The sequence below is a fragment of the Aeromonas sp. 97A genome (assembly GCF_051919185.1).
GTDB lineage: Bacteria > Pseudomonadota > Gammaproteobacteria > Enterobacterales > Aeromonadaceae > Aeromonas > Aeromonas veronii.
Window position 1 is genome coordinate 456,617 of the sequence record NZ_JBQBFF010000001.1, and the last position, 20,677, is coordinate 477,293.

At 61.1% G+C, this 20,677-nt stretch carries 17 protein-coding genes; 9 read left to right on the forward strand and 8 right to left on the reverse strand.

Going from position 1 to position 20,677, the window contains the following annotated elements:
- Positions 1 to 3: 3 nt before the first annotated feature.
- Both moeB and moeA read right to left on the reverse strand, forming a co-directional pair.
- On the reverse strand, positions 4 to 759 hold the full coding sequence (gene moeB, locus ACTG27_RS02170) for a molybdopterin-synthase adenylyltransferase MoeB (protein WP_439979002.1): 756 nt from the start codon (positions 757 to 759) through the stop codon (positions 4 to 6).
- Positions 756 to 1,982, reverse strand: coding sequence for a molybdopterin molybdotransferase MoeA (gene moeA / locus ACTG27_RS02175; protein ID WP_439980480.1), 1,227 nt, complete (start codon positions 1,980 to 1,982; stop codon positions 756 to 758). The genes moeB and moeA overlap by 4 nt, the downstream gene beginning before the upstream one ends.
- A 308-nt stretch (positions 1,983 to 2,290) precedes the next feature.
- Here moeA and folE point away from each other — a divergent pair, with 308 nt between their 5' ends.
- On the forward strand, positions 2,291 to 2,947 hold the full coding sequence (gene folE, locus ACTG27_RS02180; RefSeq protein ID WP_439979003.1) for a GTP cyclohydrolase I FolE: 657 nt from the start codon (positions 2,291 to 2,293) through the stop codon (positions 2,945 to 2,947).
- Positions 2,948 to 3,358: 411 nt separating this feature from the next.
- Positions 3,359 to 5,014, forward strand: coding sequence for a methyl-accepting chemotaxis protein (locus ACTG27_RS02185; protein ID WP_111901674.1), 1,656 nt, complete (start codon positions 3,359 to 3,361; stop codon positions 5,012 to 5,014).
- Positions 5,015 to 5,086: 72 nt separating this feature from the next.
- On the opposite strand, the gene ACTG27_RS02190 is transcribed toward ACTG27_RS02185, so the two are convergent.
- The gene (locus ACTG27_RS02190) at positions 5,087 to 6,817 is read right to left on the reverse strand and encodes a formate--tetrahydrofolate ligase (protein ID WP_069526758.1); all 1,731 of its coding nucleotides are present in this window, start codon (positions 6,815 to 6,817) and stop codon (positions 5,087 to 5,089) included.
- Between the two features lie 67 nt (positions 6,818 to 6,884).
- Between ACTG27_RS02190 and ACTG27_RS02195 the strand changes: the two genes are divergently transcribed.
- Positions 6,885 to 7,313, forward strand: coding sequence for a hypothetical protein (locus tag ACTG27_RS02195; protein ID WP_439979004.1), 429 nt, complete (start codon positions 6,885 to 6,887; stop codon positions 7,311 to 7,313).
- Positions 7,314 to 7,368: 55 nt separating this feature from the next.
- Here ACTG27_RS02195 and ACTG27_RS02200 read toward each other — a convergent pair whose 3' ends face one another.
- Positions 7,369 to 8,271 carry a LysR family transcriptional regulator gene (locus ACTG27_RS02200; protein WP_064339757.1) on the reverse strand — a complete coding sequence of 301 codons (903 nt, stop codon included), beginning with the start codon at positions 8,269 to 8,271 and terminating at the stop codon, positions 7,369 to 7,371.
- Positions 8,272 to 8,380: 109 nt separating this feature from the next.
- Here ACTG27_RS02200 and ACTG27_RS02205 point away from each other — a divergent pair, with 109 nt between their 5' ends.
- The 4 genes from ACTG27_RS02205 (at position 8,381) to ACTG27_RS02220 (ending at position 11,370) form a co-directional block, all read left to right on the forward strand.
- Positions 8,381 to 8,941 carry a YceI family protein gene (locus ACTG27_RS02205; protein ID WP_021229336.1) on the forward strand — a complete coding sequence of 187 codons (561 nt, stop codon included), beginning with the start codon at positions 8,381 to 8,383 and terminating at the stop codon, positions 8,939 to 8,941.
- Positions 8,941 to 9,678 carry a hypothetical protein gene (locus tag ACTG27_RS02210; protein WP_139407114.1) on the forward strand — a complete coding sequence of 246 codons (738 nt, stop codon included), beginning with the start codon at positions 8,941 to 8,943 and terminating at the stop codon, positions 9,676 to 9,678. Before ACTG27_RS02205 ends, ACTG27_RS02210 begins: the two co-directional genes overlap by 1 nt.
- A gap of 182 nt (positions 9,679 to 9,860) precedes the next feature.
- Positions 9,861 to 10,985: an adenosylhomocysteinase gene (locus tag ACTG27_RS02215; RefSeq protein ID WP_439979005.1), complete on the forward strand. Its 1,125-nt coding sequence runs from the start codon at positions 9,861 to 9,863 to the stop codon at positions 10,983 to 10,985.
- A 76-nt stretch (positions 10,986 to 11,061) separates the two neighbouring features.
- A complete protein-coding gene (locus tag ACTG27_RS02220; RefSeq protein WP_043821170.1) occupies positions 11,062 to 11,370 on the forward strand; it encodes a SelT/SelW/SelH family protein in 309 nt (102 codons plus the stop codon).
- A gap of 114 nt (positions 11,371 to 11,484) precedes the next feature.
- Here ACTG27_RS02220 and ACTG27_RS02225 read toward each other — a convergent pair whose 3' ends face one another.
- Positions 11,485 to 13,194 carry a lysophospholipid acyltransferase family protein gene (locus tag ACTG27_RS02225; protein WP_439979006.1) on the reverse strand — a complete coding sequence of 570 codons (1,710 nt, stop codon included), beginning with the start codon at positions 13,192 to 13,194 and terminating at the stop codon, positions 11,485 to 11,487.
- 202 nt (positions 13,195 to 13,396) lie between these two features.
- On the reverse strand, positions 13,397 to 14,620 hold the full coding sequence (gene pepT, locus ACTG27_RS02230) for a peptidase T (RefSeq protein WP_439979007.1): 1,224 nt from the start codon (positions 14,618 to 14,620) through the stop codon (positions 13,397 to 13,399).
- Positions 14,621 to 15,633: 1,013 nt separating this feature from the next.
- On the opposite strand from pepT, the gene speA reads away from it, so the two are divergent.
- Positions 15,634 to 17,535 (forward strand): biosynthetic arginine decarboxylase, encoded by a 1,902-nt coding sequence (gene speA, locus ACTG27_RS02235; protein ID WP_113739147.1) that lies wholly within the window; start codon positions 15,634 to 15,636, stop codon positions 17,533 to 17,535.
- A 271-nt stretch (positions 17,536 to 17,806) separates the two neighbouring features.
- Positions 17,807 to 17,995: a hypothetical protein gene (locus ACTG27_RS02240; RefSeq protein ID WP_005334402.1), complete on the forward strand. Its 189-nt coding sequence runs from the start codon at positions 17,807 to 17,809 to the stop codon at positions 17,993 to 17,995.
- Positions 17,996 to 18,075: 80 nt separating this feature from the next.
- On the opposite strand, the gene ACTG27_RS02245 is transcribed toward ACTG27_RS02240, so the two are convergent.
- Positions 18,076 to 18,363, reverse strand: a complete 288-nt coding sequence (locus tag ACTG27_RS02245) for a hypothetical protein (protein ID WP_118853588.1) — start codon at positions 18,361 to 18,363, stop codon at positions 18,076 to 18,078.
- A 268-nt stretch (positions 18,364 to 18,631) separates the two neighbouring features.
- A complete protein-coding gene (locus ACTG27_RS02250) occupies positions 18,632 to 20,638 on the reverse strand; it encodes a methyl-accepting chemotaxis protein (protein WP_151287286.1) in 2,007 nt (668 codons plus the stop codon).
- Positions 20,639 to 20,677: the final 39 nt, after the last annotated feature.

Below are 20,677 nucleotides of genomic sequence, written 5' to 3' on the forward strand. Positions count from 1 at the left end.
GCGTCAAGGATGGGAGCAGACGGGGCAGTCGGGGCGCTTGGGCAGCTTCATCTCGCGGAAAGTGCCGCTCAGGCCGTCGATCATCAGCAGGCGGCCGCTGTAGCTTTTGCCCATGCCTGCCAAGAGTTTGATAGCTTCCAGTGCTTGCAGGCTGCCCACCAGCCCCACCACGGGGGCGAGCACGCCCGCCTCGACGCAGGTGAGGGCCTGCTCGCCAAACAGGGCGCTGAGGCAGGCGTAGCAGGGTTCATCTTCCTGCCAGGTGAAGCTGCATAGCTGTCCCTCCAGCCGGATGGCGGCGCCACTGACCAGCGGTACCCTGTGCTGGCGAGCTTTTTGATTCAGCAGGTTGCGAATGGCCAGATTGTCGGTGCAATCCAAGACCAGCTGATGTCGGGGCAGCAGGGTATCGAGCAGCGCTTCATCGGCCACGGCAGCGTGGGTCTGTACCTCAAGCCAGGGATTGAGCGCGCGCAGCGACTGGGCGGCAGAGTCTACTTTGTAGTGACCGATGCGCTCATCGTTGTGTAGCACCTGACGCTGCAGATTGGAGAGCTCCACCTTGTCGAAATCGACCAGGGTGAGCTGGCCAACCCCGGCCACCGCCAGATACTGGCTGGCGGCGCAACCAAGGCCACCGGCGCCGATCACCAGCACACGGGCCTGCTTGAGCGCCTCCTGTCCCTCGAAGTCGAAGGATTTGAGGATGATCTGGCGGTTGTAGCGCAGCAGTTCGGCGTCGCTCAGGATCTCGCTCACAGCAGCAATCCCCCGAATGGCTCCACGGTCACCGTCTCGCCCGCGGCGACGCGGCCCCGTTCCCGTTCAAGAACGATGTAGCAGTTGGCTCGCGACAGTGAGCTGAACACGGCGGAGTCCTGCGAGCCAGTGCTGCGCACCTCGAGGCCGTTTGGCCCTTGACTCAGGATGCCGCGCTGGAAGTCGAGTCGGCCGGGGCTCTTTTTGAGTGGCTCGGCCGCAATGGCTTGCAGCTGGAGCGGGCGCTCGAAGTGCTGGCCCGCCAGCTTGGCCAGCGCCGGTTGCACCAGCTGGTCGAAGGTGACCATGGCGGAGACGGGGTTGCCCGGCAGGCCGAAGAACCAGGCGCGGGGCAGACGACCGAAGGCAAACGGCTTGCCCGGCTTGATGGCCAGCTTCCAGAAGCCAATCTCGCCGAGCTCGTCCAGCAGCTGTTTGGTGAAATCCGCTTCCCCCACCGAGACGCCGCCGGTGGTGATGAGTACATCGGCCTCTTCGTCGGCGCGGATAAAGGCAGCGCGTAGCTGGGCCGGATCGTCGGGGATGATGCCAAGGTCGAGGCAGTCGCAGCCCATGCGCGCCAGCATGGCCCGCACGCCGTAGCGGTTGGAGTCATAGATATCGCCGTGGGCCAGCGGGGTGCCGACCGGCTTGAGCTCATCGCCAGTGCTGAAGATGGCCACTTTCAGCGGGCGGCGCACCGCGACGGTTGCCACGCCGAGGGAGGCCAGCAGTGGCATCTCTCTTGGGGTGAGGCGAGTACCGGCTGGTAGCACGCAGGCGCCCTTGCCGATATCGCTGCCGGCGCGGCGGATATTCTGGCCCGGTTCGGGTTGCGTAAGAAAAGTGATCCGATCGCCGTCGGCCTGCGTTTCTTCCTGCATCACCACCGCATCGGTGCCTGCGGGAACCGGGGCGCCGGTCATGATCCGCACGCAGTGGCCGGCGGGCCACTCGCCCTGATAGGGCTGACCGGCAAACGCTTTGCCCGCCATGATGAGCGGGGTGCCAGCAGTGAGATCCGAAAGGCGCACGGCGTAACCGTCCATGGCGGAGTTGTCGAAGGGGGGCACGGCGAGGGGAGAGGCGATGTCGCTGGCAAGAACCCGGCCAAGGGCCTCTGGCAGGGGCTGCTGCTCGCTGTCGCAGCAGCAGGCGAGTTGTTCCAGCATCCCTTGCAGGGCATCGCTTAAGGGGAGTAGTCCGCTGGTATCAAATCCCATCGTCATGACCTCTTTCTATGATTGAAGGCGGGATTATCACAAAAATCCCCGGGGATGGGCAGGTTATCTCAAGGATTCTCGGGGTAATCGGCGCAGAAACGGGGGTAGATGGCCATAAAGTATGAGGTGACGCACAAGTTGACTTGAATCTTGGCGGCAATGGCCGTTTACTATGCCGCCATAACAGATGGCCGTTACATCCCGAGTGGCGACCATTACAGCGATACCGTCGGCCCTGTACGCCGCCATAACATAAGGGGTTGCTCCTTGAGCGGCCCTCACAGTCCCTGAGCGTGGGAGAGAAGATAATGACAACCTTAAGTCCGGAAGCCTTGCTGGTCAGGGCTGCCCTCGAAGCCCAGGGACTGGAAACCCCCCTGGTCACCAACGAGCTGAACAGCCAGGAGAAGCGGGAGAAGATCGAAGGCCATATGCGCTCCATCATGGAGACGCTGGGGCTGGATCTGGCCGATGATAGTCTGGCCGAGACGCCGCATCGCATCGCCAAGATGTACGTCAACGAGATCTTCTCCGGCCTCGACTATTCCACCTTCCCCAAGGTGACGGTGATCGAGAACAAGATGCAGGTGGACGAGATGATCATGGTGCGGGACATCAGCCTCACCAGCACCTGCGAACACCACTTCGTCACCATCGACGGCATGGCCCATGTGGCCTATATCCCTCGTGGCAAGGTAATTGGCCTGTCGAAGATCAACCGAATCGTGCAGTTCTTTGCCCGCCGTCCCCAGGTGCAGGAGCGGCTGACCCAGCAGATCCTGCTGGCGCTGCAGACCCTGCTCGGTACCAAGGATGTGGCTATCAGCATCAAGGCGACCCACTACTGCGTCAAGGCACGCGGCGTGATGGACTCCACTTCCTATACCACCACCACCTCCCTCGGCGGGGTGTTCAAGACCCAGCCCGATACCCGGGTCGAGTTTCTCGGTGGCCTGCGCGGATAAGATGGCGGTTGTTTTGTAACCGCCACGCTGAATAAACGAGACGCCAGCAGCCATTGCTGGCGTTTTTCATTGGTCCCGGATGAGAGTGGCGGCCTGCAACGGTTTGACCCGCGCGGCTTGCCTTATGCAAACGTTATGCATTTTTCCGATTTATTCATCTGAGCGGTATATTTAATCGAACACGAAAAACCCCTCGTTTTCACCTTACAAAAAGTAACCGGGCAGACTCTTTCCGAACCGTCACAATCCGGTTACTCTAGCGCCCCCTCACGGCTCTCGCTGCCGCTCATGGAATTCAGAGATATTCATCAAGGTTGGATGGTGCGCCACTGAACAGGTGGCCAGATAGTTCATGCCAGGAGGGCGTGAACCGGACGAGTGCTACGAATTTAACGACCACCAGGATATCCCATGAATACCAGTTCCATGACCATAGGCAAAAAACTCACCGCCGGCTTTGCCGTGCTCGGTTTGATGGTCGCCTTTATCGGCGGTTTTTCCCTTGTCCAGTTTGGCAACATGAATGATGTTGCCATCCGGTTTACCGACAGCATCTTGCCAGCGGTCAATCGCACCAGCGCGATCGGGGATTCTCTCGGTGAGTTGCGTCGTTATGAGCTGGGTTATTTCGTGGTGGCTGCCGAGCCGCTGAAAAGGGCTGAATATCGGAATATTGCCAGTCAACAGCTTAACTCGATCGCGCAGCAGCTGATTGCCCATGACAAGACGATCTGGCCTGAGGATGTGGCGGAGCGCCGTACCTTCGATACGGTGAAATCTGACTGGGATCGTTACGTCGCCCTGCACCAGCGAGTCAAACAGCTGCAAGACAGCGATCAGCTTGCCGAAGCCCAACGCATCTTCCTTGAGGAGGGAGTTCCCCTTTACACCGCGCTGAGCAAGTCAGTGGCCTCCCTTATCCAGATTAACCATGGTTATGCGTCTGAATCCCGCAGCGACATTGTCGACTCTTATCAATCCGCCAACCTGAGCGTCACCATCGCACTGGTGCTCGGTCTGCTTCTTGTGGTGGTGCTCTCCGTGGTACTGACCCGCCAGATCCGCGACCCGCTGATCATGCTGGCCCGTCAGGCCCAGCGTATTGCCAATGGCGATCTGGGTCAGGGCGAACTGCAGCAGTGGATCCGTGACAGCCGCTTCAACCGTGATGAACTGGGTCAGCTGGGCTCCGCCATCAACCGGATGCAGGGCTCCCTCTCCGATCTGGTGAGCGAGATCGCCGGCTCCGTGAGCCAACTCAGCAGCGCAGTGGAGGAGGTGAGCGCCATCTCCAGCCAGTCTGCCAGCGGCATGGCCATCCAGCAGAACGAAGTCTCCCAGGTGGCGACAGCCATGAACGAGATGCAGTCCACCGTCAACGAAGTGGCCCGCAACACCACGGATGCCATGAGCGCCGCCAAGGATGCCTCCCGCACCTCCGCTGCCGGCAGCGAAGTGGTACGCAGCTCCATTGCCAGCATCGAAGAGGTGTCGGTCAAGATTGAACAGGCAGGCACAGTGGTGCAGCAGCTGGAGGCCGACAGCGCCAACATCAGCGTGGTGCTGGATGTGATCCGCGATATCGCCGGTCAGACCAACCTGCTGGCCCTTAACGCAGCCATCGAAGCGGCCCGTGCCGGTGAGCAGGGTCGTGGTTTTGCGGTCGTTGCGGATGAAGTGCGTTCATTGGCCCAGCGTACCCAGGACTCCACCGCCGAGATCAGCAAGATGATAGAGCTCTTGCAGAGCCGCGCCGCCGAGGCGGGCAACGCCATGCAGCTGAGTCGTCACCAGATGCAGGAGAGCGTCGGTCTGGCGCGGGATGCCGGTACCAGTATCGAGACCATCAACGGTGCCGTGGTGCGCATCACCGACATGAATACCCTGATCGCCACCGCTACCGAAGAGCAGAACGCGGTGACCGAAGAGCTCAACCGCAGCATCGTCAACATTCACAATGCCGCTGACGAGAATGCCCAGGGCGCTCATCAGATCGCCCAGGCTTGCGTCGAGCTGAGCAAGCTGGCCAACACCCTGCACCATATGACCCAGCGCTTCACCCTCTAAGGGTTGATGCATGGATAACAGAAGGCCCCGCCAATTGGCGGGGCCTTGTTGTTTCTGGCGTTGTGGAAGGGCTCAGCTCAGGCCGACTATCTCGCCGTTCTCATCGATATCGATATGGCGATAGGCAGGCAGACTGCCCAGCCCCGGCATGGTCATGATGGGGCCCGCCAGCGCATAGACGAACCCGGCACCGGCGCAGAGCTTCACCTCGTCGATGGGCACCTCGAAATCGGTCGGCACTCCCTTGAGGGCGGGGTCATGGCTGATGGAGAGCGGCGTCTTGGCCACGCAGATGGGCAAGTGATCCCACCCTTCGGCGGAGAGTTGTGCCAGCTGCTGGCGCGCTTTGTCGGAGAGCTGCACTCCGCGGCCGCCGTAGCCGCACTCCACCAGGGTCGCCAGTTTGGCATCGAGGCTCGCCTCGTCGGGGTAGAGCAGTTTCACCTTACCTGGTTGCTCACAGGCGGTGACCACGGCGCGGGCCAGCTCGCTGGCACCGGCACCACCCTGGGTGAAGGCGTTGGAGATGGCCGCACCACAGGCACCGGCTTGCTGCGCTTCATGGGCCAGTAGCGCCAGTTCGGCCTCGCTGTCGGTGGGGAAGCGGTTGATGGCGACCACCACCGGCACCCCGTAGCGGCGGGCGTTCCTGATATGCCAGGCGAGGTTGGCGCAGCCCTGCTTGAGGGTCGGCAGATCTTCCCCTTGCAGGCTGGCTGGCAGCGGCTGGCCCGGGCGGATATCGAGCAGGCCGCTGTTGGCCTTGAGGCCGCGCACCGTGGCCACCAGCACTACGCAGGCGGGGGGAATGCCGGATTGGCGGCTCTTTATATTGAAGAACTTCTCCAGCCCCATGTCGGAGCCGAAACCCGCTTCGGTCACCACGTAATCGGTGAGGCCAAGGGCGATGCGGTCGGCGATCACCGAGGAGTTGCCGTGGGCGATGTTGGCAAAGGGGCCGGCGTGTACCAGCACTGGTGTTTGCTCGGTGGTCTGCATCAGGGTCGGTTGCAGCGCATCTTTCAGCAGCACCGTCATGGCGCCCGCTACTTCCAGCTGTTCGGCGGTAATGGGCTTGCCGTGAATATCGCGGGCCAGCTGGATGCGGCCGATGCGCTGGCGCAGGTCTTTCAGATCGCTCGCCAGCGCCAGAATGGCCATCAGCTCGGAGGCGGCGGTGATGACGAAGCGATCGCTGCGCTCCACACCATCGGCAGCGCCCCCCTGTCCAATCGTGAGGTGGCGCAGTGCGCGGTCATTCATGTCGAGGGTGCGCGGCCAGAGAATGTTGTCAGCATCGATATCGAGCCGCGGCAGGCCGGTTTTGGCGCTGAACTGGTCGCCGAGTTTGCGCTCATGGAACAGGCGGGCATCGAGGGCTGCAGCCGCCAGATTGTGAGCCGCCGTCAGAGCGTGAAAATCGCCGGTAAGGTGGAGGTTCATCTCCTCCATCGGCACCACCTGGGCGTGGCCGCCACCGGCTGCGCCCCCCTTGACCCCGAATACCGGCCCGAGGCTCGGCTGGCGGATAGTGGCGATGCTGGGCTGGCCGATATGGTTGAGCCCCATGGAGAGGCCAAGGGTGGTCACCGTCTTCCCTTCACCGAGTGGGGTCGGGGTGATGGCGCTCACCAGTACCAGCTTGCCGCTCTGCTTGGGTTGAGACGTGAGCAGGTCGAGGCTGAGTTTACCTTTGTAGTGGCCATGAGGGCTGAGCTGGTGCTGGGGGATGGCGAGGCGTTCGGCCAGCGCGTGGATTGAGAGACGGGGGGACTGGCGGGAGATCTCGATATCGCTTAGCATCAGCACCTCGTTGGCATATCGGGGTAAAATATGCGGCGCAGTCTAGTGGAATATAACGGGTAATCCAATGACGAAAACGATTTTATTTGGTGAGGGTGAGGTTCGTCAGAATCCTGTTCGGCTGGATCTCAACGCACTCTATCATCCCCCCAAGCAGCCGATGACGGCGCTGGGGATTGTCAGCGCGCTGGTGCCGTTGTTCGGTTTCGGCTGGCAGGCGATGACCCAGGACCCCGAAACCCAGCTGCGCCACGAGATCCGCAAACGGGTCAACAAGAACAAGACCGACGAGGCAAACCTCATTTTGATCCTGCAGCTGGCCGCCATGTTTGACTGCCCCGAGATTGAAGTGGCGCTCCCCTATGCCCTGGGTGAGCAGCAGTTGTCAGTTGTCCGCACCCGCCTGCCACGCTGGCAGTTGCACCCCGAGCAGGAGCGTCTGCTAGCCAAGCTCACCCCTGTTGCCGCATCCACCACCGCATCCGGCCAGCGTTAGGTTTCAAGCCAGACCAGCAGGCCGGACAGTCAGGCCGTATCCTCTGCTCTGGCAATCATGCCGGCTTATCCCACTGCTGCGGGGCGAGATAGCGCTCCTGCACGAATTCGATAAAGCAGCGCACCTTGGCCGAGACGAAGCGGCGGTGCGGATAGACCGCATAAAGTCCCACCTCTCCCTTGTCCCACTCCGGCAGCAGGCTGACCAGCTGTCCTGACCGCAGGGCTTCCCCCACGATAAAGGTGGGCTGCAATATGATGCCCTGATCATCACAAGCGGCGCGGGTCAGCGCCACCCCGTTGTTGGCCCGCAGAGGCCCCTGTGGCCGGATGCTCTGCTGCTCGCTTCCCCGTTTGAAGTGCCACTCCGGCTGGGTCAGGGTGTAGATCAGACAGTCGTGCTGCTTGAGATCCTCGGGTTTTTCCGGTCTGCCCTTGCGTGCCAGATAGGCGGGGCTGGCGCAAAGCTCGACCCGAATGGTGGCCAGTTGGCGCGCCACCAGCGAGGAGTCGCTGAGGTGGCCGATCCGCAGCGCCAGATCGAATCCCTCTTCCACCAGCGCTACCCGTCGGTCACTGTACTCGATATCGAGCTTGAGATCGGGAAAGCGCTGGCGAAACAGCGGCAGGGCGGGGGAGAGGTGCAGATAGCCAAAATCCATCGGCACCGAGAGCTTGAGGGTGCCGTTCGGCTGCTGGTTGTGGTGGGTCAGCTGGCTGTGGGTCTCTTCCAGCTCCGCCAGCAGGGCGAGGGAGCGCTGGTAGTAGAACTGGCCCGCTTCGGTGGGATTGACCTGACGGGTGGTGCGCGACAGCAGCCGGGTGGCGAGGGACTCCTCCAGCTGCTGCATCAGTTTGGAGGCCATGGCGACCGAGATGCCGAGCTGGTTGGCGGCCTTGGTAAAGCTCTGGCACTCCACCACCTTGATAAAGGTGCGCATGGCGGCGATCTGATCCATTTTCCATCCTCAGTAAATAATGAATTTAATAAATCACTGATTATTCATCTTCAGAACGAGGTTAGCATTTTAACCACTGATGTGAACCCCAAGATGAAGGAACGAACGGATGAAAATGACCAAGGCTCTGCTGGCCTCCTGCCTGTTTATGGCTACCCCTCTGATGGCGGCGGATTACGATGTGGATGCGGCGCACACCACGGTGCAGTTCAAGGTGGGTCACCTGGGCTTCTCCGAGCTGGTGGGTCGCTTCAACACCTTCAGCGGCACCTTCAGCATGGATGACGCCAACCCGGCGGCCGCCAAGGCGAGCTTTGAAGTGGATGCCGCCAGCGTCGACTCCAATCACGAGGCCCGCGACAAGCACCTGCGCAGCCCGGACTTCCTCGACGTGAAGCAGTATCCCAAGATGACCTTCGTCAGCTCCGCTTACGAGGGCACCAAGGATAAAGGCGTGCTGAAAGGGACCCTGACTCTGCACGGCGTCTCCAAGGAAGTGGCCTTCGAGCTGGTCAAAATTGGCGAAGGCAAGGATCCCTGGGGCGGTTACCGCAGTGGCTTCAACGCCTCCACCACCATCAAGCGCAGTGACTTTGGCGTGAGCTACATGCTGCCCGGCATCCCGGACGAGATGAACATCAACCTGTTTGTCGAAGGCGTGCGCAAGTAATGGGCGCGGAACTTCTGCTGCAAACCCTGGCGGCTCCTCTGGGAGCCGCTTTGCTATCGTGGCGCTGGCCGCGAATGGGGTATCTATGGGGCGCGCTGGCGCTCTGGCTGGTGGGAGCCTGGCTCGGCGGCCTCTATGGTATTCCGGAAAAGGCGTGGCAGTGGCTGCCGCTAACCCTGCTGGTCCCCGCCATCGCGGCTCAGGTGAACGATCAGCGCGGCTCGCTGCTGCTCTTTGCCGTGTTCAGTGCGCTGGTGTGGTGGCAGGGATTGGCCTCGGTACTGGTGAGCGAACCCGGGATCTGGCTGGCGCTGCTGCCCGCCATCTTCTGGTTTGGCTGGAGCACCTTGCGCTGTGATAGCCGCGAGGGGCTCGGGTTTGCCCTCGGCTTTATCTGGCTGGCGCTGGTGATCGGCATAGATGGCAGCCTGCTGATTGCCCAGCTGGCCGGTGCGCTGGCCGCTTTCGCCGGTTTTCGCGCCCTGCTTGCCACCTTTGTTGGCATCAAGGTAGCACCCGCCGGTCTGGCGCTGGCCCTCGCCTTCGTCCAGATGCTCGCCTGGCAATATGTGGAGGTGCCGCTGGTGGTGTTGCTGCCGGTCTGGTTGCTGCCGCTGCTGGAGTGGGCGTTACGTGACAAACCCTGGCCAGTGCGTTGGGGGGGGCTGATCCTGCTCGCTGCCGCGGGAACCGGGCTCAGCCTGTGGTGGGTGTGGCCTGCTGCTTCTTTGTACTGATTTTTGCATGAAAAACAGGCAATTACAGTCATTTTTGCATACTCGCTCATACTCTTGGCAGATAATGATTGAGCCCCATATGTGTTTCAGATAAAAAGGATTTTCATTTTATTTGGACACACACAGAACCCGGCCGAGCCGGGTTCTGTTTGCCTGCTTTGCGGCACATAAGGAGGCCACAGTTGCGCAGTCAAGGATCTGAGCATCTGTTTTTTCGCCATTTCACCGGACAGGGACGTATCGATGGTCTCTGCATTCTGCTGGTCACTCACCTGCTTCCCGATCGCCCCCATTTTATCGACGCTCTCGGTCAGATTGGACGGATTGGCGCCATTTTGCCCAAACCGAAATCGGTACACGGTCCGACCCTGGAGTGGGTATCACAACATTATCCGGTGCTGCCCCTCAACCGACGCTGGACTAATGAACCCGACAGCATTATCCAGCAGATTGCGCCGCTGGTGGCCCCCCACGAGCGGTTGCTGATCCTCGATATTGGCGGTTACTTTGCCAAAACCCAGGTGATCTTGAGTGAATACTTCGGCCCCCGTTTCCTCGGGGTGGTGGAGATGACCGAGAACGGCCATCAACGCTATGAGCAGGAGGTGCTGGCGACCCCTGTGGTGTCGGTGGCGCGCAGCCCCCTCAAGCAGGCCGAGGATATCCAGATTGGTTTGAGCGTGGTCTACTCCGCGGAGTCGCTGGCCCGTAACCTCAACCGTACTTTCAACGTCTGCGAAGCCGTGCTGTTTGGCTATGGCAAGGTGGGGCGCAGCATCGCCCGCGACCTGCGCTGTCGCAACCTCCATCTCGGGCTGGTGGAGACCGATGTGCTGCGACAGGTCGAAGCGCTCTCTCACGGTTTTCGTCTGATCACCAAGGCCGAGGCGTTGAGCCGTGCCGAGCTGGTGATCTGCTCTACCGGCAACGGCTCGCTGGACTTGGCGGATCTACAGGCGCTGCGCCCCGGCACCATGGTCGCCTCGGTCACCTCGGCTGACGACGAGTTTGCCTTCTCGCTGGCCCAGTTGCCGTGGCCGAGCGAAGAGGTGTGCCCCCATGTGCTGGCCCTCAACCGGCCGGATGGTACCCAGATCTACCTGCTCAATCGGGGCGAGGCGGTCAACTTCGTCCATGGCGCAGTGATTGGCGAATATGTCTATCTGGTGCTGGCGGAGATCATGGAAGGGATCCGGATGCTGGCGGCAGGCCCTCTTGCACCCGGCCTGTTCGAGCTGCCAGAATCGGCGATGCGTACCATTGCCCGCCATTGGCTGGCCGATTTTCATGGGGTTGATCAGCACTGATTTGACCAAACCGGGAGCGGCCATTGGGCGGCAGTACGCCACTTCCCGCCATTGTCGCTTTTTTATGGAGTCACTCATGACCGAGTCTGAAACCCTGATCAGCAAACCCCGCATCGAAATCCGCTACTGCACCCTCTGTCGCTGGATGCTGCGCGCCGCCTGGCTGGCGCAGGAGCTGCTATCCACCTTCGACAGCGATCTGGGGGAGGTGGCGCTGGTGCCGGCCAGCAAGGGGGAGTTCCGCATTCTGGTGAGCGGGGTGCAGGTGTGGGATCGGGTGGTCGATGACGGCTTCCCCGAGGCCAAGGAGATCAAGCAGCGGGTGCGCGATGTTATCGCCCCTGAGCGGGATCTCGGCCACTCGGATCGCAAGGCGGCCGAGTAACGCCAGATGGGCCGAGCGCCTCGAAAAGGTGCTGAGCATGAGAGCGAAAGGAGAGGGAGGCGATGGCCTCTCTCTCCTTTTTTGCCTTTGGCTGTTTGCCTGGCGCCTGCAGGGCTATGAGCGCGGCTCGGCCAGATGACTGCCGATATAGCGGGCACGCTTGTGGGACTTGATGCGGCTCACATCGACCCACACCAGCCCGTCGATGCAGTGGTTGAAGTCGGAGTCGATGCCAAAATCCATAAACTGGACGCCGCCCTGCTCGCACAGCTCGGAATACTGCTTGTAGAGGGTAGGGATGGCGCAGCCCAAATTGTTGAGGCGGGCCTTGAGAGCTTTGAGATCGGCGCCGTAATCCACCCCTTCGAACAGAGGTTGCGTCTCGGGGTAGGGACGGCGGGAGGGGGTCAGCGCCAGCTCGGGGGCAAAGTGCTGGCGGTAGAAGCTCACCAGCAGATCCTTGGCCGCCGGCGGCAGGCTGCCGGAGAGCGACACCGGGCCAAACAGGTAGCGGTAGCGGGGATAGCGGGCCAGATAGGCACCGATGCCGAACCAGAGATAATCGAGCCCCCGCTTGCCCCAGTAGGCGGGCTGGATAAAGCTGCGGCCAAGCTCGATGGCCTGCTCCAGCCGGGGCAGCAGCTTATCCTCAAAGCCGAACAGGGTGTGGCTGTAGAGGCCATCCTTCCCCTTGCTGGCCAGCAGCTCGGCCACCGGGGCGAACCGGTAGGCACCGATAATATCGAGTCGGGCCGGATCCCAGAGGATCAGGTGGTGATAGTCGTTGTCAAAGCCATCGAGATCCCGCCGCTTGCCGGATCCTTCCCCCACAGCGCGAAAGGCGATCTCCCGCAGTCGCCCCAGCTCGCGCAGGATCACCGAGTGACTCAGTTCATGGCGGCGGTAGAGGTAGATCCCCTGACCATCCGGGGTGGTGCCGAGCTGCTCGCAGCTTTCGATGGCCTGTTTGAGTTGGCGGCGATCCTCCGGCAGGGCGATGGGGGCCTCGGTCTGCAGCCGTCCCGCTTTGCCACGGCCAATCCGGTAGAGGTGGTTGCGCACCAGCCGCGCCGCCGTCTTGGCGGGCAGCTCCTGAAAACTGCCGAGCGGAATGCGTGCTCCTATGGTCACCGGCAGGGTCTGCCCCTGCTGGCGAAACAGCTGGCGCACCAGCAACAGGGCGGAGGCGGGCTTGTTGAGCCAGGAGGCGAGATAGAACCAGAGGCTGTTGCGCCCTCCCAGATGGATGGGCACCAGCGGGGTGCGGGTGCGCTGGGCCAGCTTGATAAAGCCTGCCTGCCAGGGGCCATCTTTCACCCCCTTGAGGCCAAGCCGGGATACTTCGCCTGCGGGGAAGATCACCAGCGCCCCTTCACGGGCGAGGTGTTCGTTCATGGCGAGGATGGCCTGTCGATCGGTCTTGCCCTCCATATTGTCCACCGGCAATAGCAAAGGGCGCAGCGGCGCGAGCTGGGCCAGCAGCTGGTTGGCGACGATCTTCACATCGGGGCGGATGCGACCGAGCAGTTGCAGCAGCGCCAGTCCATCCAGCGAGCCGATGGGGTGGTTGGCAACAAGAATGACCCGGCCGCTGGCGGGAATATGCTCCAGTTGCGCCTCGCTGACCCGATAGTCGAAATCGAGCTGGGTCAGCGCCTGCTCGACAAAGTCGAGGCCGCGCAGGTGCGGGTAGCGGGCGGCAAAGTCGGCAAAGGCACGTTCGTTGAGCAGCCAGCCCAGCAGCCGCTTGAACAACGGGGTAAGCAGGGGGTAGCAAAGCAGGCGGGGGAAGTGCTGGGTCAGCAGGGTATCGATAGTGAACATCTGGAGGGCTCCGGCGATCCGTTGCTCCCAGCATGATCTGGCACTGTTCCCGCGACATGTCAGCGGGATGACAGTTTGATGGCAGCGGCAGCCAGTTGCTCCTGAGCGACCCTCCCCGGTTTCCCTTTCCTGATGGGGGATGGCCAGATAGCAAGGGGGGAGCCGGTTAACCGGCTCCCCCCTTGGTTGTCATGGTAATCGATTAACCGCGCCAAGCTGCGGTGAGGCGCACCAGCTCCACCAGGGTGGCGACCGATTTCTCCATGGATTGCAGCGGGATGAACTCGTGCTTGCCGTGGAAGTTGTGGCCACCGGTGAAGAGGTTGGGGCAGGGCAGACCCATAAAGGAGAGGCGGGCGCCATCGGTACCACCGCGAATGGGTTTGATCTTGGGCACCACGTCGGCGGCCTCCATGGCGGCACGAGCCAGCTCGACGATATGCATGTGCGGCTCGATCTGGCTGCGCATGTTGCGATAGCTGTCGGTCAGGGTCAGCTCGATGCGGGCCTTCGGATACTCGGCTTGCAGGGCGGCCACCCGGTTCTGCATCTCGGCTTTGCGTGCGGCGAAGTGCTCGTCGTCGAAGTCACGGATGATGTAGTGGAGGGTGCTCTCCTCCACGGTGCCGCTCATCTGGGCCAAATGGAAGAAGCCCTCATACCCGTCGGTGCACTCAGGGGTCTCGTCGGCCGGCATGGCTGCGTGGAAGCGGGCGGCCAGGGTCTGGCTGTTGATCATGCTCCCCTTGGCGGTGCCGGGGTGGACGTTATTGCCGATAAAATGAACCGTGGCGCTGGCGGCGTTGAAATTTTCATACTCCAGCTCGCCCAGTTCGCCGCCATCCACGGTATAGGCCCACTTGGCCGGGAATCTCTCCAGCGGGAACAGGTTGGCGCCACGGCCAATCTCTTCATCCGGGGTAAAGCCGACCCAGATATCGCCGCGCGGGATCTCGGGGTGGGCCTGCAGGTGGTCGATGGCAGTGAGGATCTCGGCGATACCCGCCTTGTCGTCGGCGCCAAGCAAGGTGGTGCCGTCGGTGGTGATGAGGTCCTGACCCAGATAGTTTTTCAGGAAGCGGTAGTCACGGATGGCGAGCACCTCGTCACCCTTGCCAAGGCAGATGTCGCCGCCCTGATAGTTTTCGATGATTTGCGGTACTACGTGCTCCGCCTCGTAGTCGGCGGTGTCCATGTGGGCAATCAGGCCGATAGCGGGGGCGTCCGGCTGGTTGCCCGGCAGGCAGCCAGTGAGGTAGCCGTGTTCATCCAGGGTGACCTGGGTCAGCCCCAGCGCCTTCATCTCTTCTTGCAGGGCGCGGGCAAAGATCAGTTGTCCCTCGCTGCTCGGGCAGGCTGGATTGGTCTCATCGGAGCGGGTATGAAAAGTTACGTAACGCAGAAAACGCTCAAGCAGGGTATCCATTAGTCAGCCTCTAACCGATTGTGAGCGGTCATTGTGGCCAATCCGTGCGGGGCACTCATTGCGTCAGCGCAGGTTTTTCCCATTTTTTGACGCAAGGGAAGAGCGGCGAATGTGCGGCGCGCGGGGCAACGTCCGGGAGGGAGATCGCATAAATGTGGCATTTATTGCGATATTTAGGCGCTGGCGGTGGCGGCCAAATTCCCCTCAGCCACCGCACAGCAAGGCGTCAGCCCAACCATGGCGTTTTCGCACACTTTTCAAGGGGAAACCGGGCTGTCGCATAACCTGCGCCATCCCAGAGCCTGCCTGCCCGCCAGCAAGATTTGATCGACTTATTAAAAGGGGATTTTGAACACTATTTTTTATTGTCACTGCCCGCGGTAAGTGTGTACACTCCGCGCCGATCCAAGGGCAACCCTGAAGCAGGCAGAGCCGCCAGAAACCCGACCGATCATACGCCTATAGGGCGAGGCACGCAGAAACGACAGACACTGCTGGGGAATGGTTTCTTTAATACCGGTTAGGCTCCGGTATCAGGGAGAACAACAGACTCTCATCCTTCATTTGACCGAGTGGGCCAGCGGCTCATCATCTTCCCTTGTCATGGGCGGTCACTGACGGTGAGGTGGGCTGTGGTTGTTGTCGTCTATCAACACGCATGCGTGCTGGCGCCTTCGCTTCTCTTCCTTGGAACCCTCTCCTTCTGTCGGGATCGCTGCCGAATGATGAACTGACGGCGTGGCTGATGTCGTCTGTCATCAAAGTACCGCGGCGCTACGGCATAGTGGCACCGCATACCGTTGAGCTTGATGTAAAGCCACCAGCCCCACATCAAGACTCGTTACTTCCCCAAGATCCACCAGGCAGCCTCTGGCTTGCCGCGATGTGCAAAAGTTGGTTTGGGTGGCTGCGTCTCGTGATGGCAGCGCTCGCCGTACTCTGCACTAGATGGTCTGGATGTGATTGAGGGTAACGAAGGCGACTTTGGGTCGCTCATTTGCGAGGCATAGCCCATGACTAACTGGTCCAGCAAGGACTCCTTGAAGGTCTACAACGTTCCCTACTGGGGTGCGGGTTTTTTCAATATCAATGACGCCGGTCATGTGACCGTCGCCCCCGACAAATCACGCCCTGACGCGCATATCGTGCTCTCTGAAGCCATCGAACAGTTGCGTCAGTCCGGGCTGACCACCCCCGTGTTGCTGCGCTTCCCTGACATCCTCAAGAGTCGGGTCGATGCGCTGTTCAACGCCTTTGGTCAGGCCATCGAAAAGTCTGGCTATGAAGGGGACTACCTCTGCGTTTACCCGATCAAGGTAAACCAGCAGCGTCGTGTCATCGAGACCATCAGCCAGTCCTACAGCGACAAGCCCCGGCTTGGCCTGGAAGCTGGTTCCAAACCGGAACTGCTGGCCGTGCTGTCCCATCACCATGAGCAAGGCTCGGTGATCGTCTGCAACGGTTACAAAGACCGCGAATATATCCGCCACGCCCTCTTGGGCAACCTGATGGGCCACAAGGTCTACATCGTGGTGGAGAAGCCCTCCGAGCTGGAAATGGTGCTGGACGAGTCAGCTCGTCTCAACATCAAGCCCAACATCGGGGTGCGTGCCAAGCTCGCTTCCACCGGCTCCGGCATGTGGGAATCGAGCGGCGGCTCCATGTCCAAATTTGGTCTCTCCGCCTCCCAGATCCTGGCGCTGATCGAGCGTCTGCGCGGGCTGGGCAAGCTGGATTGCCTGCAACTGCTGCACTTCCATCTGGGTTCCCAGATCGCCAATATCCGCGACATTCAGGGCGGCATCCGCGAGTGCGGCCGTTTCTACGCTGAACTGCGTCGCCTCGGTGCCAACATCGAAGTCGTGGACGTCGGCGGCGGCCTGGGCGTGGACTACGAGGGAACCCGTTCCCAGAGCCACTGCTCCGCCAACTACAGCCTCTCCGAGTACGCCAACAACGTGGTATGGGGCATCGGCGATGTCTGCCGCGAGTTCGATCTGCCGCACCCGACCATCATCAGCGAGTCCGGCCGTGCCCTGACCGCCCACCACGCCGTGCTGGTCACCAATATCATTGGTGCCGAAGGGGTGGAGATGAACGACATCAGCGCGCCGGACGAAGATGCGCCGACCATTCTGCAGAACATGTGGAAAGGCTGGCTGGACCTGCGCAGCGAAGATCCCTCCCTACTGGAGATCTTCCATGACTCGGTGGCAGATTTGGGTGACGTGAATACCCAGTACACCATGGGCCTCTTGAACCTTGAACAGCGTGCCTGGGCCGAGATGCTGCACCAGAACACCTGTCTGGCACTCAAAGAGATGCTCAACCCGGTCAACCGCAACCACCGTGCGCTGGCTGACGAGCTGAGTGAAAAGCTGGCGGACAAGTGCTTTGCCAACTTCTCTCTGTTCCAGTCCCTGCCGGATGCCTGGGGTATCGGTCAGGTATTCCCGGTGATGCCGCTGGCTGGTCTCGATCGTCCGCTTAGCCGTCGCGGTATCCTGATGGATATCACCTGTGACTCCGACGGTCAGGTCGAGCACTATGTCGACGGTCTGGGGGTCGAGAGCACCCTGCCGATGCCGGTCTACGGCGAGAACGAAGAGTGCCACGTCGGCTTCTTCCTGGTCGGTGCCTATCAGGAGATCCTGGGCGACCTGCACAACCTGTTCGGTGACACCCACTGCGCGGAAGTGTGGCTGGACGAAGAGGGCAAGATGGACATTCGCAACGTGGTGCGTGGCGACACCGTCGACCAGCTGCTGCGTTACGTCAACATCGACCCGTCCGTGATCCGCGAGAACTACCAGCGGATCGCTGCCCACCCGGCTCTGGACGATGCCACTCGCAAAGCCCTGCTAGACGAGCTGGAGCTGGGCCTGCAAGGCTACGCCTATCTGGAAGACGAATAAGCCTTCTGTTTGCCCCTCGCTTTGGCGGGGAGATGAAAAAACGGCGCCTGCGGGCGCCGTTTTTGTTACCAGGGGCCATCCGGCGATATGGCGGGGCACTCGGCCCATCTTCATTCGGATAACTATGGTGGCTCGGGGCATCCGCAGGCCACAGATCTGGCTGATATCTGTCCCTTTCAGTCGCTTCCCTTGATCTGCATCAAGCGTGAACCTCGGTGGTTATTTTACGGTCAGGAGTGATGTTGATGGGATGTAACAAAAGGATGTGCATATGGAACTGAAAAGGGACCCGAGATGCTATACCGACGTCTGTATCGACGGTAAGTGGTATCACTACGACCACTGCAGCACCAACGTCTACATGCTGATGGGGGGCGCTGCGCCGAGCCTTCAGCTGGCCTATGAGCCGAGCAGCGAAGAGGAGCTGATCGAGATGCTCCAGCAGCTGGGACGCTTCTAAATCACCGAATTGATGTCTTGCCATATGGCCATCGGGCGCGTTGCCACGATGGCCACCACTCTTCACCGCTGTACCTTATCTCAGCGGTTTTTATTGCCCAATAACCCCTTGCCAATCTCCAGCATGGCGACGGCCGCGGCGTAGCTGCTATCGGACTTGCCTATCTCATCCGCTATATAGAGAAAATTGGATTGGTACTTCTCGACGGCCTCCCGTGGAGTGGTCGCGTCAATAAAGTCCTCCTCCACCTCGAATCCTTGGGTCAGCAGTGCCGCCTTTTCACTCAGAAAAGTCGGAGATGCCATGTCGATAAAGGTGTATTGCTGCCGATTGGACGCCGGAATGGTAAAAAACTGGTATCTGGCCATGGGTAAATCCTCGCTTGAAGCGGGTGATAGATGACGTGACGCTGGTTTTAATCTGTGGCTCGCAGGCGGCTTGGTTTCCCTCGACATCGCAGACCGTGCGTGTCGGGAATGTCGCGTTTTGTTTTCGTTCGAGACTACTTTGTTGGCGTTTGCCCGGCAAGTGGGTCGCAGAGATTTTCTGGATGATCCGAGCAACCGAGATGTTGTGGGCAGGGGCGAGACCGGGATAATGCCGGGCTCACGTTGAGCCCGGATTGTCAGCGCTCTGTTACAGCACGAAGCTCTGTACCATGGCGCGCAGCTGTTCGGTGAGCTGGTGGATCTGGCGGGCGGCATCGCGGGCGGCGTTGGCTACTTGCAGCGCCTCGTCGCTGCCATCCGAGATGCGCACCACGTTGCGTTCGATCTCGTTGACCACGGCGCCCTGCTGCTCGATGGCGCTGGCGATGATGGCGTTGGTATCGACCATTCGATCCACCTTCTCGGTGATGGCGCCAAAAGCCTGCTTTGCCTCCTGCGCCAGCCCGACCCCCTCCTGCGCCTCATGGCTGGCCGCCGACATGGCGGTGACCGAGGCGCGGGCACCGGATTGCAGCTGTTCAATCATCTGCTGGATCTCGACGGTAGCCCCCTGGGTGCGGTTGGCAAGAGATCGCACCTCGTCGGCCACCACCGCAAAGCCGCGACCCTGCTCACCCGCCCGGGCCGCTTCGATGGCAGCGTTGAGGGCCAGCAGGTTGGTCTGTTCGGCGATGCCGCGGATCACGCTGATGACGCCGCCAATCTGGCTGCACTGCTGTTCCAGCTGGCCTATGGTGTCGGCGGTACGCAGCACCTCGCGGTTGATATGGTCGATGGCCTTGATGGTTCGTTCCACCACATCCTCGCCCTGACCGACCACGTTCTGCGCCTCCTGGGTCATGCGGGCGGCTTGCAGGGCGTTGCCCGCCATGTCTTGTGAGGTGGCGGCCAGCTCCTTGATGGCGGTGGCGACCTGATGGGTCTCCCCTTGCTGATCGGCAATGACCTCCTGCGAGCGGCAGGTGCGCGCTTCGATCTCGGTAGCGCTCTCCACTACTGTGACGCCATTTTCCCGCACTCGCCGCATCAGGGTGCGCAGGGTCTCCAGGGTCACGTTGTAATCCCGGCTGATGGCGGCCAGTTCGTCCTGACCAACGATCTCGATATGCTGGCTGAGATCCTGGGCGTTGACCCGGGCGGCGATATCACGCACCCGCCCCACGGTGTCGCGCAGGGAGAGATAGGCGCCGATCATCAGGTAGAGGTAGAGCAGCAAGCTGGCGGTCAGCGGCGCGGTGATCCACCAGAAGTGGCGTTGGTTGGCGGTCAGCCGCTGATGTAAGTCGGCCTCCAGCCGCTGGCGTACCTGGCCTGCCAGTGCGGTGATGGCCTCGTCCATCTTATCCCCCAGTGCCTGCACCTCCTTGGTGGAGAGCTGCACCAGCTGATCCTTCATCATCTTGTTTTCCATGGTCTCGACCCCCTGACGCACCAGCTGTATCAGAGCATCGGTCTGCTGACCCAGCTCGGCGCGGTAGGCGGGTTCGATCTGGTAGAGCAGGGTCAGATCGGCCTCCAGCTCTTGCAGAGTGGCGCTGATAAGGTCGAGACGAAAACGCAGGCCGCTGTACCCTTCCGCCTGAAACAGGCCGAAATCGGCGATGGTGGCGGCGCGATCCCGCACCTGAGCCAGCAGGTCGCGCAGCTGCGGCAACCGCTCGCTGGCGAGGATCACCATGTAGTAGGTACCGAGCGCCGGATCCTGGATCAGGCTGCTACTGGCGGTAATGTGCTTGTAGAGGTGGCGCACCTCGGTCAGCAGCTTGTCGTGGCGCAGGTTGCTCTGCTCCACTTCCAGCTTGCCCACTTCACTCTGCAGGGCGGCCCAGCCCTGCTGGATCACCTTAAAGGAGGGATTGTTCTGGCGGGTGTCGGCAAAGGCTTGCAGGTTCTGATCAACAGCTTGTGCGGCAGCCTTGACCTGATCATCACCGACCGGATCCACCTCATGGGCGTGACGGGTCACCAGATTGCGATGGGTGAGCAGGGCTTGCTCGATAGCAGGCACGGGGATGAGATTGACCACCCCTGCCAGCTCGCGGTTGGCCTGGACGTTGTCATCCTGCAGCCGCCCCAGCAGATTGGTCATGCTGTAGGCCAGTGGCAGCAGCATCAGGCAGGACCAGAGCAGGAATTTGTATTTGAAGGAGAGCTGATTGCCCAGCCGGATGGCGGGGTTGAAAATCCATTTCATGTTAAGCCTCGATACCTGAGTGCGGGCGTGAGTCGTGTT